This window comes from Mycobacterium sp. 852002-51971_SCH5477799-a (genome assembly GCF_001667145.1).
Taxonomy (GTDB): Bacteria; Actinomycetota; Actinomycetes; order Mycobacteriales; family Mycobacteriaceae; genus Mycobacterium.
In genome coordinates, this window is sequence record NZ_LZIF01000099.1 from 1 (window position 1) to 16,999 (window position 16,999).

The 16,999-nt window shown below is 68.4% G+C and carries 15 protein-coding genes and 2 pseudogenes; 6 read left to right on the forward strand and 11 right to left on the reverse strand.

Annotation, left to right across the window (positions count from 1 at the left end; translation table 11 throughout):
* The 4 genes from A5753_RS14280 to A5753_RS14295 form a co-directional block, all read right to left on the reverse strand.
* A partial coding sequence (locus tag A5753_RS14280; protein ID WP_067129001.1) for a hypothetical protein occupies nucleotides 1-311 on the reverse strand: 311 nt, incomplete at its 3' end.
* Nucleotides 308-1,579, reverse strand: a complete 1,272-nt coding sequence (locus A5753_RS14285; protein ID WP_197694694.1) for an ArsA family ATPase — start codon at nucleotides 1,577-1,579, stop codon at nucleotides 308-310. The genes A5753_RS14280 and A5753_RS14285, both read right to left, overlap by 4 nt.
* The gene (locus tag A5753_RS14290; protein WP_067128967.1) at nucleotides 1,572-2,009 is read right to left on the reverse strand and encodes an SRPBCC family protein; all 438 of its coding nucleotides are present in this window, start codon (nucleotides 2,007-2,009) and stop codon (nucleotides 1,572-1,574) included. The genes A5753_RS14285 and A5753_RS14290 overlap by 8 nt, the downstream gene beginning before the upstream one ends.
* 102 nt (nucleotides 2,010-2,111) lie before the next feature.
* Nucleotides 2,112-2,501 (reverse strand): polyketide cyclase / dehydrase and lipid transport, encoded by a 390-nt coding sequence (locus A5753_RS14295; protein WP_067128970.1) that lies wholly within the window; start codon nucleotides 2,499-2,501, stop codon nucleotides 2,112-2,114.
* A 175-nt stretch (nucleotides 2,502-2,676) separates the two neighbouring features.
* On the opposite strand from A5753_RS14295, the gene A5753_RS14300 reads away from it, so the two are divergent.
* Entirely contained in the window at nucleotides 2,677-4,479 is a 1,803-nt protein-coding gene (locus A5753_RS14300) for a long-chain fatty acid--CoA ligase (RefSeq protein ID WP_067128973.1), read from the forward strand.
* Nucleotides 4,480-4,494: 15 nt separating this feature from the next.
* Here the strand turns inward: A5753_RS14300 and pimB are convergent, their stop codons facing one another.
* From pimB to A5753_RS23885, 4 genes are all read right to left on the reverse strand, one after another.
* Nucleotides 4,495-5,625 carry a GDP-mannose-dependent alpha-(1-6)-phosphatidylinositol monomannoside mannosyltransferase gene (gene pimB, locus A5753_RS14305; RefSeq protein ID WP_067128976.1) on the reverse strand — a complete coding sequence of 377 codons (1,131 nt, stop codon included), beginning with the start codon at nucleotides 5,623-5,625 and terminating at the stop codon, nucleotides 4,495-4,497.
* An 81-nt stretch (nucleotides 5,626-5,706) separates the two neighbouring features.
* Entirely contained in the window at nucleotides 5,707-6,549 is an 843-nt protein-coding gene (locus tag A5753_RS14310) for a DUF4157 domain-containing protein (RefSeq protein ID WP_067128979.1), read from the reverse strand.
* A gap of 31 nt (nucleotides 6,550-6,580) precedes the next feature.
* Entirely contained in the window at nucleotides 6,581-7,726 is a 1,146-nt protein-coding gene (ripC, locus tag A5753_RS14315) for a peptidoglycan hydrolase RipC (RefSeq protein ID WP_067128983.1), read from the reverse strand.
* A 180-nt stretch (nucleotides 7,727-7,906) separates the two neighbouring features.
* Nucleotides 7,907-8,161: a hypothetical protein gene (locus tag A5753_RS23885; RefSeq protein WP_082971316.1), complete on the reverse strand. Its 255-nt coding sequence runs from the start codon at nucleotides 8,159-8,161 to the stop codon at nucleotides 7,907-7,909.
* Nucleotides 8,162-8,312: 151 nt separating this feature from the next.
* Here A5753_RS23885 and A5753_RS14320 point away from each other — a divergent pair.
* Nucleotides 8,313-10,160, forward strand: a pseudogene (locus tag A5753_RS14320) (DEDD exonuclease domain-containing protein); the annotation flags it as partial.
* On the opposite strand, the gene trpD reads toward A5753_RS14320, so the two are convergent.
* Nucleotides 10,098-11,174, reverse strand: coding sequence for an anthranilate phosphoribosyltransferase (gene trpD / locus A5753_RS24875; protein ID WP_231990078.1), 1,077 nt, complete (start codon nucleotides 11,172-11,174; stop codon nucleotides 10,098-10,100). The pseudogene A5753_RS14320 and the gene trpD sit on opposite strands and share 63 nt — an antisense overlap.
* Nucleotides 11,175-11,313: 139 nt before the next feature.
* Between trpD and A5753_RS14335 the strand changes: the two genes are divergently transcribed.
* The 4 genes from A5753_RS14335 to A5753_RS14350 are packed head-to-tail and all read left to right on the forward strand — an operon-like array spanning nucleotide 11,314 to nucleotide 15,735.
* Nucleotides 11,314-11,925 (forward strand): heme-copper oxidase subunit III, encoded by a 612-nt coding sequence (locus tag A5753_RS14335; protein WP_082971318.1) that lies wholly within the window; start codon nucleotides 11,314-11,316, stop codon nucleotides 11,923-11,925.
* Nucleotides 11,926-11,954: 29 nt separating this feature from the next.
* Nucleotides 11,955-12,812, forward strand: a complete 858-nt coding sequence (locus A5753_RS14340) for a cytochrome c (protein ID WP_067128989.1) — start codon at nucleotides 11,955-11,957, stop codon at nucleotides 12,810-12,812.
* Nucleotides 12,809-14,032, forward strand: a complete 1,224-nt coding sequence (locus tag A5753_RS14345) for a ubiquinol-cytochrome c reductase iron-sulfur subunit (RefSeq protein ID WP_067128992.1) — start codon at nucleotides 12,809-12,811, stop codon at nucleotides 14,030-14,032. Before A5753_RS14340 ends, A5753_RS14345 begins: the two co-directional genes overlap by 4 nt.
* Entirely contained in the window at nucleotides 14,029-15,735 is a 1,707-nt protein-coding gene (locus A5753_RS14350) for a cytochrome bc complex cytochrome b subunit (RefSeq protein ID WP_067128995.1), read from the forward strand. The genes A5753_RS14345 and A5753_RS14350 overlap by 4 nt, the downstream gene beginning before the upstream one ends.
* 234 nt (nucleotides 15,736-15,969) lie before the next feature.
* Here A5753_RS14350 and A5753_RS14355 read toward each other — a convergent pair whose 3' ends face one another.
* Nucleotides 15,970-16,611 (reverse strand): DUF2561 family protein, encoded by a 642-nt coding sequence (locus tag A5753_RS14355; RefSeq protein WP_067128998.1) that lies wholly within the window; start codon nucleotides 16,609-16,611, stop codon nucleotides 15,970-15,972.
* Nucleotides 16,611-16,999: pseudogene (locus tag A5753_RS14360) on the reverse strand (MmpS family transport accessory protein); the annotation flags it as partial. The pseudogene A5753_RS14360 and the gene A5753_RS14355, both read right to left, overlap by 1 nt.

The following is a 16,999-nucleotide window of genomic DNA, read 5'->3' on the forward strand; positions in this document are numbered from 1 at the left end:
TCGCCGGGGGGACCGTTCGGCGGTTCGGGGGTCGGCTTGGCGGACCGGTCGATGTCGTTGACGATGTCGCGGATCACCCCGAGCAGGGCGACGCTGTGGTCGGCGATAGCGGTGAGCAGCGGATGCTGTTCGCCGGCTGCCAACGCGGCGAGCGCGCACACCGGACACCAGATCTGCTGACACTTGCCGGTGCCGACGCCGGCGCCGGCCGTCAGCGCCGCCGCCGCGCGCACCGCGGGGTCGATACCGTCCAGGATCGTCTGGGCGAGCCTGCGCAGTTCCGGACCGATGTCGGAATGAGCCCCACTCACTTCGGCCACACCTCCGGATCTGGTCGAAAACGCACCGTCAGCTCGCTACCTCGCAGGTGTGCGTCCAGCACCGTGCACCGTCGAAGTACTGATGCCAACCTAACCCTGCGCCGCAATCCCCCGGCACTGATGATCAGATCGTCATCGACGCGGCCCAACGTCAAGGCCGACGGATCGAGTTGCGGCAACGCCAGCCGCATTCGGTAGACGGACCCTAGCCCGGTACCGGACTCGAGATCCACGGTGGGCCGCAGCGGACCGGGTGGCGCCGCGCCGCCCCGCCGCCGCGCGGCGTCGAGCAGGCCGCTCAGCGCCTTGGCACCGATCGGTTCTCCGGACAGGTGCGGGGTCATCACCAGCGCCACCTCACCGATGGTGGCGTCGAGCTCGTCGAGCACACCCTGCTGCTCGACGATGCGCTCGGTGTACCAGTAGAAGGCCGGGTGTTCGGGCAGGTTGCGGTATTCATATGAATCGTCTTGCAACAGAACCTGGTTCACGAGCAGCTCTTCGACGCGCACCCCCATCAGGGCCAGTGAGCCCAGCGTTCGGGCCGCCTCGGCCGCGACCACCCGCTCGGGGGTCAGCACCAGATGCGCGCTGACCAGATCACCGTCGGTGAGCAATGTGCTGAGCGCTTCCCCGCTCGAGCTGATCCGCTCCAGCAGTTCGACCACCGCGGCCGACCGCGCATCGTCGGCGCTGACGGACAGCCGGCGATGCCGCGGCCACGCCCGCTCGACATACAGCCCGAAGGTCGCGGGCAGCGTCAACATCCGCAGGGCATCGGCGGTCGACGCGCAGTCCACCACCACGCGGTCCCATTCTCCCGAGCGGGCCAACTCACCGACGGCGTGCAGACCGAGCACTTCCTGAACTCCCGGTAGCGCCGAAAGTTCTTCGGGCGCAATGGTACTCAGTTCCGAATCGGGGAAACGCCGGTCCAGCGTGGCGACCACGTCATGCCACCGGGCCTCGAGCAGTGCCAGCGTGTCCAATGCCAGTGCGTCGAGGAAGCCGCCGCCGGCCTCGACCTGCCCGGTTTCCAGGTCGGCCAGCACGCGCACCGGTTCGCCCTGACTCGGCGAGACGGCGATGCCCAGCACGTCACCCAGCGAATGCGCCTGGTCGGTCGAGACCACAAGCACTCGCTGCCCGGCGCTCGCTGCACCGACGGCGGTGGCGCAAGCCAGGGTGGATTTCCCTACCCCGCCTTTGCCGACGAAAAGGCTGATCCGGGCCGGGGCAGGCGCAGCGGACTCACTCAGCCTCGACTCGTTTCTTCAGATCCTTCAGGGCGGTGTCGGTCAGCCGGCGCTCGGCCTTGCGCTTGAGCAGGCCGATCATCGGCATGGCCAGGTCGACGGACAGTTCGTAGGTGACTTCGGTTCCAGATCCTTTGGCCGCCAACCGATACGAACCTTCAAGGGAACGCAGGAGCGAGCTCGACACCAGCGTCCAGCTCACGGACTGGCGATCTTTGGGCCACGTGTAGGACATCACCATTGTGTCCTTGATGACGGTGGCGTCCATGACGATCCGCGCAACTTTCGGGTAGCCGTCGGCGTCCTTCTCCTGAACCTCGGCTTCCTTGTACTCCGAGATCCACTGCGGGTAGGAATCGATATCCGCGATCACCTGCATGACGGTGCCCGGGTCGGCATCGATATAGATGGTCTGCGTCGTCTTCTCCGCCACCTGGTTACTGCCCTCTCTCCCGCGAACGGATCGACCCCTCCGATGTGGGGGATCCCTGGGGTCTCGGTCCGACACGGTACTCTCCGCGCGGACCTGACCCGGCTAAACTACCGGAGAAACTCCGACCGGACGTGACCGTTCCAGTGTCGCCTTGACCTCGAAGGCCATTTTCTTGCCCGCCACCCGACGGCGGTGCGTCATCTTCGCCAAGTTCATCTTGGCCAGCTGCCAGGCCGCCACCCCGGTGGGCTCGGCGTGCAGGAAGTAGTGCAGCACGACGCCGTCCAGCGACGGCTCCAGCCAGATCTCCATGGTCCCGGTCAGCGCGCCGGTCACCGCCCACCGAATGCCCTTTTCCCCGCGCTCCTCGACGACCTGCAGCCGCAGGTCCGGCCACCAGCGGCGCCAACTCGACTGATTGGCGACCGCGGCCCCGACCCGCGCGCCGTCAGCGGCGACAAACGTCTCATCCGCGATCTGGATGCTGCTCATGATCACAGCTTCACACACCGGCCCGCGGCGCCGTCCAGGGCGCTCAGCACGTCACGGCGGGCAATTGCGGGGGCGGCCTGACCACTCCGGCCGTGCTGGGTCAACGCGCGGATTAGGCTGGTCGGCAGCAACCCGGCTCCCGGGAATCTTCACGAGGTCAATCGAGGTCAAAAGAGTGCGTGAGTACAGCGTCCCCGCCCGCTTTTCCGTCGGCGAACAGGACAACATCGCCGCGATGGTCTTCGAACACGAGCGCGATGACCCCAGCTTCGTCATCTACCAACGTCAGGTCGAGGGTGAGTGGACGGACGTCACCTGCGCTGAGGCGGCTGATCAGATCCGCTCCGCCGCACTTGGTTTGATCTCCCTGGGGGTGCAGGCCGGCGACCGGGTGTCCATCTTCTCGGCCACCCGCTACGAATGGGCGATCCTCGACCTGGCGATCCTGGCGGTGGGCGCGGTCACCGTGCCCATCTACGAGACGTCGTCGGCCGAGCAGGTCCGCTGGGTGCTGCAGGACTCCGAGGCGGTGCTGGCGTTCGCCGAGACCGACGAGCACGCGGCGATGGTGACCGAGCTGACCGCCGAACTGCCCGCACTGCGCCGAGTGCTGCACATCGACGGTTCGGGTCCCAAGGCACTCGACCAGCTGGTGGAGGCCGGGGCGTCGGTGGATCAGGCCGAGCTGACCGCGCGCCTCGAGGAACTGCGCGCCGAGGACCCGGCGACCCTCATCTACACCTCGGGCACCACCGGACGACCCAAGGGCTGCCAGCTGACACACTCGAATCTGCTGTACGAGACCCGCGGCGCCAAGGAGAGCCTGCCGACGCTGCTCGACGAGGGACAGCGGCTGCTGGTTTTCCTGCCGTTGGCACACGTGCTGGCGCGATCACTGACGTTGTCCGCGTTCGCCAACAAGGTCACCGTGGGCTTCACCAGCGACATCAAGAACCTGGTGCCGCTGTTCGCGGTGTTCAAGCCGACCGTGGTGGTGTCGGTGCCGCGGGTGTTCGAGAAGGTCTACAACACCGCCGAGCAGAACGCCTCCAACGACGGCAAGGGCCGCATCTTCGCGACGGCCGTGCAGACCGCCGTCGACTGGAGCGAGGCGCAGGACCGCGGCCGCCGCGGGCTCGCGCTGCGCGCCAAGCACGCCTTGTTCGACCGGCTGGTGTACAACAAATTGCGCGCCGCGCTGGGCGGTGACTGCCACGCGGCTGTCTCCGGCGGAGCGCCGCTGGGCTCGCGGCTGGGGCACTTCTACCGTGGCGTGGGCCTGACCATCCACGAGGGCTACGGCCTGACCGAGACCAGCTCGGCAATCACGGTCAACCAGGTCGGCAACGTCAAGATCGGCACCGTCGGAACGTTGGTGCCCGGCAACAGCATGCGCATCGCCGACGACGGCGAGCTGTTGGTGCGCGGCGGCGTGGTGTTCAGCGGTTACTGGCGCAACGAGCAGGCCACCGAAGACGCCTTCACCGACGGCTGGTTCAGGACCGGCGATCTGGGCGTCCTCGACGAAGACGGCTTCTTGAAGATCACCGGGCGCAAGAAGGAAATCATCGTGACCGCCGGCGGCAAGAACGTCGCACCGGCCGTCCTCGAGGACCGGCTGCGGGCGCATCCGTTGATCAGCCAGGCGATGGTCGTCGGGGACAACAAGCCCTTCATCGGCGCGTTGATCACCATCGACCCGGAAGCGTTCGACGGCTGGAAGCAGCGCAACCAGAAGGGGGCGGGCGCGTCGGTGAGCGATCTGACCACCGACCCCGACCTGGTCGCCGAGGTGGACGCGGCGATCAAGGACGCGAATCAGGCGGTGTCGCACGCGGAGTCGATTCGCAAGTTCCGCATCCTGCCGGTCGACTTCACCGAGGACACCGGTGAACTCACGCCGACGATGAAGGTCAAACGCAACGTGGTGGCCGAGAAGTTCGCCTCCGACATCGAGGCCATCTACGAAAAGGACTAGCGGCCGCATCACCGTTCAGCCGAGCAGCGTGCCCAACCGCTTCGCCAGGGTGTCCCAGCGCCACTGTGCCGTCACCCACTCGCGCCCGGCCGCGCCCATCGCGGCGGCCCGGTCGCGATCGGTCAGCAGCTCGGTGACGGCGTCGGCGATCTCGTCCACCTCGCGCCCGTCGACGACCAGCCCGGTCTTGTTGTGCCGCACCGTTTCTGGCGCCCCCCCGGATTTTCCGGCGATCACCGGCACGCCGGTCGCCGAGGCCTCAAGGAACACAATGCCCAGTCCCTCGACGTCCAGCCCCGCGCCGCGGGTGCGGCACGGCATCGCGAACACGTCGGCCAGCGCGTGGTGCGTGGGCAACTCGGCGGCCGGTACACCGCCGGTGAAGGTCACATCGTCAGCCACCCCGCACTCGCGGGTCAATGCGCGCAGCGAATCGGCATAGGGACCGCCACCGACGATGACTAGGGCGGCGCCCTCGACGCGTCGCCGGATCGACGGCAGGGCTTTGATGAGCATGTCCTGGCCTTTACGCGGCACCAGCCGGGACACGCATACCACGGTGGGCCGCTCCCCCAGCCCGTAGCGGTCACGCAGCTGCGCGCGGCCGGCCCGATCGGGCCGGAATCGATCTGTGTCCACTCCTGGCGGCAGGTGTTCCAGCGAGGCGCTGGGGCCGAAGGCCGGCGCGAACCGGGAACGGGTGTAGCGGCTGACGAAGGTGACGACGTCGGCGTCGTCACCGATGCGGCGCAGCACGGAGCGCGCGATCGGCAGCATCGACCACCCGACCTCGTGGCCGTGCGTGCTGGCCAGCACCCGGCTCGCCCCGGCCCCGCGGGCGCGCTGGGCCAGCAGCGCCAGCGGTGCGGCCGCGCCGAACCAGACGGTGTCGATGTCCTCCTCGGCGATCAGCCGCCGCATCCGGGCATCGACCGCCGGGCCGGGCAGCATCAGCGTGCCCGGATGGCGCACCACCCGAAATTTGGCGGCCTCGTCATACGCCTCGGCGCCCTTCCATTGCGGCGCGTACACCGTCACCGAGTGCGACCCGGCATCGGCCAGCCGGCCGACGAACTCGCCGAGATACGACTGGATGCCGCCCGGTCGGGGCGGAAAGTCGTTGGTAACCAGCAGGACCCGACTCACCTGCGTCAGGCTAGCTTGGCGACGACGGGGCCCGTGCAGACGGTCCGAGCTGGACCGCGGCCGTGGGCCGGGCGGGCGGCCCTAGTGGGTGAGCCACTGCTGCCAGCGCGTGAGCAGGGCGGCCGGGCTGGTGCCCAAGACGTCTTGGCTGGCGGCGGCCATGTCGGCGTGCCGGATGCCGCAGGTGGCCAGGTAGAGGTCGCGCAACTTCGGCGGTCCATAGGCGTCGGCAACGAATCGGGCGAACAACCACGCGCGGTCATAGGCCAGCGAGCGCTGCGCCCCCGGCTCGTCCAGGTCGCTGTCGGTGGGCAGCGTCATGGGTAGCAAGCCGTCGGCGGGCACCGGCGTAGGTGGGCGGCCGACGAAGTCGGCCACCCCTTCGGTGAGCCAGCGGGGTGCATCCGCGACGGTGTCGGTGCGGGCGGCGTAGTGAAACAGCTCGTGAGCCAACACGATTCGCAATGAGGCGGCGCTCATTCCGGCGGCGCCCGGCGCGAACACGATCCGCTGGCCGACGGCAACCCGGCGAACGGGATCGACGCGGTCGACGACCGTCACGGCGGCGATATCGGCCCACTGGGACGCCGGTCCCCCTCCGGCGGCGGCGCGGAATTCCTCGTCCGTACCGGGCGCGACCACGGAGATCTCCCGGGGCCAGTCGATGCCCCAGAACGACTCCACCGCCGCGATCGCGGCACCCATCTCCGCGGCCACCCGCGTCAGCAGCCGGTCACTGGCGGGCCCGCCGAGGCCCGACAACCGCACGGCGCGATCGCCTACGGTGATCGACTTGGTTGACGCACCGACGTGGCTGCGGACGGGCATGACCAGCTGCGCGGGTCGGATCCGGCTCTCGCGCACGGCATCGAACGGCACGGCCGCGACCACGAGGAGTTCGACGGCGAAAAGCCAAGCCAGCAGCCACGGGAGCCGCCGGCGCGGCGGCAGGTTTCTAGTAACGACGAGCGTCGTAGATCGGGCCGGAGGAGTTCATCGGCACCACCCGCACCGGCACACCGTAGGTGGACGAGTGGATCATCATGCCGTCGCCGATGTAGAGCCCGGCGTGCGACGCGTCGGAATAGAAGGTCAGCACGTCGCCGGGCTGCAGATCCGACAGCGCCACCGGCTGACCGCCGTGGGCCATCGCCTGGCTGGAGTGCGGCAGCGAGATACCGGCCTGCTGGAACGCCCACATCACCAGGCCGGAGCAGTCGAATCCGCCGGGCGCAGCGCCGCCCCACACGTAGGGCGAACCGACCTGGGTCAGCGCGGCCTGCACGACGGTGGCGCGGTCGCCGCCGCCGACACCGCCGGGAGCCATGCCGGGCACGCCGGGCATTCCGCCGGCGGGCGGAGCCTCACCCGGCGCCTGGCCCGGGGGTGTGCCCGGGGGCGCCGCTTCCGGCGCCGGGGCACCCGGGCCGGGCACGGCCGGTCCGGGATTGGCCAGCGCGGTGCGCTGGTCGGCGGTCAACGAAAGGTATTGCGACTTGACGACGGCAATCTGCACCTGCAGCTGGCTCTGCTTGGACTGCAGGCTCGCCCGCACCGCGGCGGCCTGCTCGGCCGCGCTCTTGGCTTCCGCGGCCGACTTGGCGGACTCGCGCTCGGCTTTGGCGGCCTGCTCGCCGGCGATCCGGTAGCTCTTCATCTGGCTGGCCATCTGCGCGGCCATCACCCGCTGCACGGCCAGCTTGTCAATCAGGCCCTGCGGCGAGCCGGCGGTCAGGATGGCCTGCATGCCGTCGACGCGGCCGCCCATGTAGGTCGCGGCCGCCAGCTTGTTGACCGAATCCTGATACGACGACAGATGCGCCTTTGCCGCATCGACCGCGGCCTGGTCGTCGGTGTGCTTCTTGTCCGCGGCGCGCTGCGCGGCCAGCTTGTCGTTCAGGTCGAGCTGGGCGCTGTGCATGGCCTCGGTGGTCTGCTCGGCCTGACGGGACAGTTCGTTGAGTTTCGCCGTGGCGTCTTCGGCCGGGTCGCCCCACACGGGGGCGGTCGTCACGCCGAAGAAGATCGCGAAGCCAGCTAGTGCCCCTATGGCCGAACGTGTCAGGACACGCGCAACCGGGTACCTAGAGTCAAGCCTCAAGATTTGCTTCCTTAAACGGCCATCGACGAATTAGTTCCGTCGAGCTGGTTTAGGTCTCAAACAGGTTACGAAACGATATCGGCGTTTGTCCAAAGCGAGCGGTTAAGAAATTAGAAAGAATTCTGTCATTTCTATGTGAATCGTTTGGCATGGCCCGAGGACCTTTGTGGGACAAGGCAATTACGCTACACCAGATCCTCGATCCCGACGAATCGGGACCAGACGAAGTCGCGGCGCCAAGCCGGCCTCGGCAAGAACCTCCAAAGCCGCCCGTTCATCCTGCAATAAAGTATCCGGAACCCCGAGTATCACGCTGACGACACAGTCGCGGCAGCCGGGGCCACGCACCGCGCACTCGTCGCAATCGATCACCACCGGCGTCCCCGGCTCCGGCGGCGTCATCCCGATGTCGTTAGGTCCACTTCTTGGTGCCATCGGATCGGTCCTCTCGCTCTGACTTCGGCGCACACCACGCCGCACTGCCCGAACGGTAACCGCGGGCACCGACACGTATCCGCCTCGCATTCCGCCCGCGCCCGGCGTGGGAGCCGCGCGGGTGTCGGTCTTCCCCCTTAACGTCACCGCCGTGGCTTCCAGGGGTGCGACTCAGCTGAGCTTCGCCGATGTGGGGTCGCCGTTCACGCCCGACGAGCTCTCCCTGCGCGAAACGACCTTCGTCGTGGTCGACCTGGAGACCACCGGTGGGCGCACCAAGAGCACCGGCGGAACCGTTCCCGACGCGATTACCGAAATCGGGGCGGTTAAGGTGCGCGGCGGCGCGGTGCTCGGCGAGTTCGCCACGCTGGTGGACCCGCAGCGCAGCATCCCGCCGCAGATCGTGCAGCTGACCGGCATCACCACCGCAATGGTCACCGACGCGCCGACCATCGACGCGGTGCTGCCGATGTTCTTGGAGTTCGCCGGGTTCGACCGCGGAGCCGTGCTCGTCGCCCACAATGCCGGGTTCGACGCCGGCTTCCTGCGTGCCGCCGCGCAGCAGTGCGATATCGCCTGGCCGCGGCCCCAGGTGTTGTGCACGGTCCGGCTGGCCCGCCGGGTCCTCAGCCGCGAGGAAGCGCCCAGCGTGCGGCTGGCCTCCCTGGCGCGGCTGTTCGCCGTTACCACCCAGCCCACCCACCGCGCCCTCGACGACGCGCGCGCCACCGTCGACGTGTTGCACGCCCTCATCGAGCGAGTGGGCAACCAGGGCGTGCACACCTACGCCGACCTGCGCGCCTACCTGCCGGACGTGACAGCCACCCAGCGCCGCAAGCGGGTGCTCGCCGAGGACCTGCCGCACCAGCCCGGTGTGTATCTGTTTCGCGGGCCGGCGGGCGCGGGGCCCCCGCGCAGCTGGGGAGTGCTCTACATCGGCACCGCTGTCGACCTGCGACGACGGGTCAATCAGTACTTCACCGGCGCCGACCCCCGGGGCCGCATGAAGGAGATGGTCGCGCTGGCCGGCGCGGTCGACCACGTGGAATGCGCCCACGCCCTGGAGGCGGGCGTGCGTGAACTGCGGCTGCTGGCCGCCCACGCCCCGCCGTACAACCGGCGATCCAGGTTCCCGCACCGCTGGTGGTGGGTGGTGCTGACCGAGGAGGCCTTCCCTCGCCTGGCGGTGGTGCGGGCGCCGCGGCACGACCGCGCCGTCGGCCCGTTCCGGGCCCGCGCCGACGCCGCCGACACGGCCGCCCTGCTGGCCCGGTTCACCGGGTTGCGAACCTGCACCAACCGGCTGGGGCGCTCGGCGCTGCATGGGCCGCTGTGCGCCGAGGCCGAGGTGTCGCCGTGCCCGGCCGCGCGTGACGCCACCGCCATTCAGTACGCCGCCGCCGTGGCACGGGCCGCCGCATTGATCGACGGCGCGGACAACACCGCGCTGACCGCGGCCGTGGACCAGGTCAAAGCGCTCGCCGAGCGGCATCACTTCGAGAGCGCCGCGCGACTGCGCGACCGGACCGTCACCGCGGTCGAGACGCTGTGGCGCGGTCAGCGGCTGCGTGCGCTGGCCGCGTTGCCCGAACTGGTCGCCGCCGCGCCCGATGGCCAGGGCGGCTATCACCTGGCCGTCATCCGCCACGGCCAACTCGCCGCGGCGGGCTGCGCCCGGCGTGGGGTACCGCCGATGCCGGTCATCGACGCGATCGTTGCTGGGGCACAAGCGATTTTGCTCACACCGGCACCCCTGGGCGGCGCACTGGTCGAGGAGACCGCGCTCATCATGCGCTGGCTGACGACGGCCGGGGCGCGGATCGTTCGGGTCGCCGAGGACGGCTGGGCCTCCCCGCTGGGATCGGCGGGCGCCTGGTCCGCGTGGGCCGCGTCGGCGCGCTCGGCGCGACTGGCCAGCGAGCAGGCCCTCCGGGAATCAGACCTGTTGTCCGAACCGCACCCATCGCGCCAGCAGTTGTTCGGCCGCACCGGAATCGATGGCCTTACCCGCGCGGGCCAACCCGTCCTCCCACGCCGGCAACCATTCAGCGCGGCTGGATAACCCGGCGTGGGCGACGATCGCGCCGGCGGCGTTGAGGATGACGGCGTCGCGCACCGGGCCCTTGCCACCGGCCAGCACCGCACGCACCTCGGCCGCGTTGGCCTGCGCGTCACCGCCCAGCAGGTCATCGAGATCGGCTCTGGGAAAACCGAATCCGGCCGGATCGAAGGTCAGCTTGTCCACGGTGCCGGCCTGCACCCGCCAGATCGTGCTGGTGGTGGTGGTCGTCAGCTCGTCGAGTCCGTCGTCGCCGTGCACCACCAGCACACTGGACCGGCGGGCGGCGAATACACCGGCCATCACCTCGGAGAGGTCAGCGAACGCGCAGCCGATCAATCCGGCCCGTGGTCTGGCCGGATTGGTAAGCGGCCCAAGGAGATTGAACACCGTCGGCACACCGATCTCGCGGCGCACCGCGGAGGTGTGCCGATAGGACGGGTGGAACAGCGGGGCGAAGCAGAACGCGATGCCGACCTCGGCGAGGCTGCGTGCGACCTCTTCGGGCCCGAGGTCGATCCGGATGCCGAGCGCCTCGAGTGTGTCGGCGCCGCCGGACAGCGACGAGGCCGCCCGGTTGCCGTGTTTGACCACCGGCACACCGGCGGCCGCGGCCACGATGGCCGCCATCGTGGACAGGTTCACGGTGCTGACGCCGTCGCCACCGGTACCGACGATGTCGACCGTGTCGTCGCGGATGGCGCCGGCCGGCATCGGCAGCGCATGGTCGAGCATCACCTCGGCCAGCTCGATGACTTCGGCCGACGTGGGGATCTTCACCTGCATCGCCACCGCGAAGGCAGCGATCTGGGCGGGGCTGGCGTCGCCGGCCATGATCTGGTCCATGGCCCAGGCGGCCTGCCCGCGCGCCAGGTCCTGACCGCCGGTCAGACGAGACAGGACCCGCGGCCACGATGTCGCGGACGCGCCGGACGCCTCAGATGACAAAGCCACGCGCCGATGGTCCCACGCGGACCACACCAGCCCCAATCGTCGCCGCGAGCCGCCCGCTGCGCTCGCCGGTGCGACTCGCCAAACATCAAATGCCGCCCCGGGTGGAGTTCAACAACTACAAAGCGTCATACTTGCGTATGTGACCAGCGCTGCCGCTACTTCGGGTACTGCAATTACGTCGCGGGTGCATTCGCTGAACCGACCCAACATGGTCAGCGTCGGCACCATCGTTTGGCTTTCCAGCGAGCTGATGTTCTTTGCTGGCCTCTTCGCGATGTACTTCACCGCCCGTGCCCAATCGGGTGGCAAGTGGCCGCCGCCGCCGACCGAGCTCAACCTTTACCAGGCCGTCCCCGTCACATTGGTGCTGATCGCGTCGTCGTTCACCTGTCAGATGGGGGTGTTCGCGGCCGAGCGCGGCGATGTGTTCGGGCTGCGCCGCTGGTACGTGCTGACCTTCCTGATGGGCCTGTTCTTCGTTTGCGGCCAGGGCTACGAGTACTACCACCTGATGTCGCACGGGACCACCATCCCCGGCAGCGCCTACGGCAGCGTGTTCTACCTGGCGACCGGATTCCACGGCCTGCACGTCACCGGCGGGTTGATCGCCTTCATCTTCTTGCTGGCCCGCACCGCGATGAGCAAGTTCACACCGGCGCAGGCTACGGCCAGCATCGTCGTCTCGTACTACTGGCATTTCGTCGACATCGTGTGGATCGCGCTGTTCGCCGTGATCTATTTCATCCGATGAGCAGGCGCCGGACGAACAGGAGTGCTCGGTTGAAGAAACTGGGATCGACCCGATCCGGTGCGGCCAAGCCGCCACGGGGGCAGCATGACCGTTCGCGACGGCGGCTGCGTAGGCGGCTGTCCGGCGGTCTGCTGCTGCTGATCGCGCTGACCATCGCCGGCGGTTTGGCCGCCGTCCTGACGCCGCGGCCGCAGGTGGCCGTCGCCGACGAGTCGAACTCGGCGCTGCTGCGCACGGGCAAGCAGTTGTTCGACACGTCGTGCGTGTCCTGCCACGGCGCCAACCTGCAGGGTGTCCCCGACCGCGGGCCGAGCCTGATCGGCGTCGGCGAGGAAGCCGTCTACTTCCAGGTGTCGACCGGCCGGATGCCGGCGATGACCGGTGAGGCCCAGGCGCCGCGCAAGGAACCGATCTTCGACGAGGGTCAGGTCGACGCGCTGGGCGCCTACGTCCAGGCCAACGGCGGCGGTCCGACCACGGTGCGCAACCCGGACGGCAGCCTGGCGATGCACTCGCTGCGCGGCCAAGACCTGGGCCGCGGCGGCGACCTGTTCCGGCTGAACTGCTCGTCGTGCCACAACTTCACCGGCAAGGGCGGGGCGCTGTCGTCCGGTAAGTACGCGCCGGATCTGGAGCCCGCCAACGAGCAGCAGATCCTGGCGGCCATGCGGACCGGTCCGCAGAACATGCCGAAGTTCTCCGACCGTCAGCTGTCTTTCGAGGCCAAGAAGGACATCATCGGCTACATCAAGGCGGTGACCGAGGAGCGCCAGCCGGGCGGCTACGGCCTGGGTGGATTCGGGCCCGCACCCGAAGGTATGGCCGCCTGGATCATCGGGATGGTCGCCGCCATCGGGTTGGCACTGTGGATTGGGGCACGAGCATGAGCGACGCCTTGGATCAGGAAGCCGGTCGCGGCTCTGACACCGGCGGGAGCGCGCACGGCGTCGGTCAAAGAGAGCCCGACGACGCGGCCCTGGCCGCCATGTCGCAGCAGGAACTGGTCGCGCTGGGCGGCAAACTGGACGGCGTCGAAACGGTGTTCAAGGAACCCCGTTGGCCGATCGAGGGCACCAAAGCCGAAAAGCGCGCCGAGCGTGGCGTCGCCCTCTGGCTTTTGCTGGGCGGCTTCTTCGGGCTGGCGCTGCTGCTGATCTTCTTGTTCTGGCCCTGGGAGTACAAGCCCAAGGAGGAGGCCGGAAGCTTCCTCTACGACCTGACCACCCCGCTGTACGGGCTGACCTTCGGGATGGCGATCCTCTCGATCGGGATCGGGGTCATCCTGTATCAGAAACGCTTTATCCCGGAAGAGATTTCGATCCAGGAGCGCCATGACGGCGCCTCGCGTGACGTCGACCGCAAGACGGTGGTGGCCAACCTGGCCGACGCGTACGGGGGTTCGACCGTCGGTCGGCGCAAGCTGATCGGCCTGTCGCTGGGGATGGGGCTGGGCGCGTTCGGGCTGTCCACCCTGGTCGCGTTTGCCGGCGGGTTGATCAAGAACCCGTGGAAACCGGTGGTGCAGACCGCCGACGGCAAGAAGGCCGTGCTGTTCACCTCCGGGTGGACCCCGCGCTATCACGGCGAGACCATCTATTTGGCACGTGCCACCGGCTCCGCCTCCACGTCGCCGTTCGTCAAGATGCGGCCCGAGGACCTCGACGCGGGCGGCATGGAAACCGTCTTCCCGTGGCGGGAGTCCGACGGCGACGGCACCACCCCGGAATCGCAGGAAAGGCTGCGGGCCATCAACCAGGGTGTGCGAAACCCCGTGATGCTCATCCGAGTTCGGCCCACCGACATGGACCGCGTGGTCAAGCGGCAGGGCCAGGAAAGCTTCAACTTCGGCGAGTTCTTCGCCTACACCAAGGTCTGCTCGCACCTGGGTTGCCCCGCATCCCTGTACGAGGAGCAGTCCTACCGGATCTTGTGCCCATGCCACCAGTCGCAGTTCGACGCGCTGCACTTCGCCAAGCCCATTTTCGGGCCGGCCGCGCGTGCGTTGGCGCAACTGCCGATCACGATCGACACCAACGGGTATCTAGTCGCCAACGGTGACTTCGTCGAGCCCGTCGGACCGGCATTCTGGGAGAGGACGACAACATGAGTCCGAAATTCAGCCCCCCGAAGATCGGCGATGTCCTGGCCCGTCAGGGCGAGGACATCGACACGCGCTACCACCCGTCGGCGGCGGTTCGCAGACAGCTGAACAAGGTGTTCCCCACCCACTGGTCGTTCCTCTTGGGTGAGATCGCGATGTACAGCTTCATCGTGCTGCTGCTCACCGGTGTGTACCTGACGTTGTTCTTCGATCCGTCCATGGGTGAAATCACTTACAACGGCGCCTATCAGCCCCTGCGCGGCGTGGACATGTCGAAGGCCTTCGCATCGACCCTCGACATCTCCTTCGAGGTGCGCGGCGGTTTGTTCGTCCGGCAGGTGCACCACTGGGCCGCATTGATTTTCGCCGCGTCGATCATGGTGCACCTGGCCCGCATCTTCTTCACCGGCGCCTTCCGGCGGCCCCGCGAGGCCAACTGGGTCATCGGCTCGCTGCTGCTGATCCTGGCCATGTTCGAGGGTTACTTCGGTTACTCGCTGCCCGACGACCTGTTGTCGGGCATCGGGTTGCGTGCCGCGCTGTCTTCGATCACGTTGGGTATGCCGGTGATCGGCACCTGGTTGCACTGGGCCCTGTTCGGCGGTGACTTCCCCTGCGGTGGTGTCGGAAACGAATGCGCCACAGCGGGTTACATCATCCCACGGATGTATGCCCTGCACATCCTGCTGCTGCCGGGCATCATCCTGGCGCTGATCGGGCTGCACCTGGCCATGGTGTGGTTCCAAAAGCACACCCAGTTCCCCGGACCCGGCCGCACCGAGCACAACGTGGTCGGCGTGCGAGTGATGCCGGTGTTCGCCGTCAAGTCGGGCGCATTCTTCGCCGCGATCGTCGGCGTGCTGGGCCTGCTGGGTGGCCTGCTGCAGATCAACCCGATCTGGAACCTGGGCCCCTACAAGCCTTCTCACGTCTCGGCCGGTTCGCAGCCGGACTTCTACATGATGTGGACCGAAGGCCTGGCGCGTATCTGGCCGCCATGGGAGTTCTACTTCTGGCACCACACCGTTCCCGCCGCCGTCTGGGTGGCGCTGATCATGGGCGGCATCTTCGTCCTGCTGATCATCTACCCGTTCCTGGAGAAGCGGTTCAGCGGTGACAACGCGCATCACAACCTGCTGCAGCGGCCGCGCGACGTGCCGGTGCGCACGTCGATCGGCGCGATGGCGATCTCGTTCTACATGTTGCTGACGCTCGCGGCGATGAACGACATCATCGCGTTCAAGTTCGACATCTCGCTGAACGCGACGACGTGGATCGGGCGCATCGGCATGGTGATCGTTCCGCCGATTGTCTATTTCATCACCTACCGGTGGTGCATCGGACTGCAGCGCAGCGACCGCGCGGTGCTCGAGCATGGCATCGAGACGGGCATCATCAAGCGGCTGCCGCACGGTGCCTACATCGAGCTGCACCAGCCGCTGGGCCCGGTCGACGACCACGGCCACCCGCTGCCGTTGGCCTACCAGGGCGCCGCTTTGCCCAAGAAAATGAACAAGCTGGGCTCGGGCGGATCTCCGGGCAGCGGCAGCTTCCTGTTCGCCGATCCGGTGTCCGAGGATGCGGCGCTGCGGGAGGCGGCGCACGGCTCTGAGCGCCGCGCGCTGACCGCACTGCGCGAACACCAGGACGGCCTCGACGGCCTCGACGGTTCGAACGGTTCGACGAACGGCGAGGCCGCCGAGCACTAGGTCGACGGCCTGGCTCCTCAGGGCCCTCCGGGACGACGGAGGAGCCAGGCATTCAGCCTGGCAATCAGCACAGTCGCGTCAGCGCACCCGCGACACCATCGCGAGACTTAAGTCATGGCGACGCTGCACGGCGTGTCGTCTGTGTGGTTTACGTGTCGATGCCGCCGCCGGTGCCGCGCGAACCCCTGACGCGAACCAGACCAATGGGCGGGGCGTCCTCCCCCGTCGCGGTGGCTACTGCTCGGCGACGACCTCGCGCAGCTGGCGAATGTGCAGCCACTCCACCGCCGGCATGGCCGCGGCGAGGACGCCGGCGAACCCATATCCGGCCCACGAAGCGCCATCGTGACCGACCGCCATCAGATAGGTCGCCGCCGCGACCGCGATCAGCGCCGCACCCATGGTGCCGGTCAGTATCACGGTGCCGCGCAACCAGATTCGATCGACCGCCTCGCCCGACCACTCGGCCCCCGAGGGCGATGTCGCCGATTGCACCGTGGCGGATGCGGTGCGCGGGGCGCCTGAGCCCAGCCGCACCGGAGGCCTTGCCGGTCCGCGCGCCGGCGCGGTCATGGCCTGAGCGGCCGGCTCGGACTGCGACATCCGACGGGCGCGCAACAGGATGGGGATCGCGGCCGCGATGATCAGCGCCGAAACGACGATGACGGCGTACAGCACCCAGGTGGTGTGCGGGCTGCTGGCAGCCTTGTGAAAGCCCCTGCCCAGGTCCGCCAGCGCGACGGCGGCCGCCACGCTGACGCCCAGCAGCACCAGGTATATGGCGGCGCAGGTGCCCATCAGGATGCGGTCGACGACCTCGGGCGCGACGGTGTCATCGCCATCGCCGGGCCGGGACGCCGAATATCTGCTGACCATCAGCAGCTCGTCTGCGGCGAGTCGTTGCTGTTCGATGAGAGCACCGTCCCATCGCTGGTCGTGATCGAGCAATTGAGCCTGCTGACCCGGAACAGGCTGGACGCCTCTACCGAGCCCACGTCGGATTGCGAGATCGGGGTGACGGTCATCGACCACGGGATGTACACGTTGTGCTGCGTGCGCCGCCGACCGGACGCGTCGACATAGGTCACCGAGATGATGTCTCCTGGGGCTTTGGTGCCGGTCACCGAGTAGGTGACCTGACGCGGGCCCGCCGGCGTGGTGGGCGGCGGTGGGGCGGCCGCCGTGGACGTCGCCGGCGGTGGCGCGTGAGCCGGCGCGCGGCGAGAGAGGTGGAGGGCGCGGGGGGGGCGACCGCGGGGGACGG

Excerpts from the sequence above, each read along its gene's own strand:
- A5753_RS23885 (WP_082971316.1), bottom strand. The coding sequence starts at position 8,161 with ATGGCACCAAGAAGTGGACCTAACGACATCGGGATGACGCCGCCGGAG.
- A5753_RS14295 (WP_067128970.1), bottom strand. The coding sequence starts at position 2,501 with ATGAGCAGCATCCAGATCGCGGATGAGACGTTTGTCGCCGCTGACGGC.
- A5753_RS14355 (WP_067128998.1), bottom strand. The coding sequence starts at position 16,611 with ATGGTCAGCAGATATTCGGCGTCCCGGCCCGGCGATGGCGATGACACC.
- A5753_RS14345 (WP_067128992.1), top strand. The coding sequence starts at position 12,809 with ATGAGCGACGCCTTGGATCAGGAAGCCGGTCGCGGCTCTGACACCGGC.
- A5753_RS14350 (WP_067128995.1), top strand. The coding sequence starts at position 14,029 with ATGAGTCCGAAATTCAGCCCCCCGAAGATCGGCGATGTCCTGGCCCGT.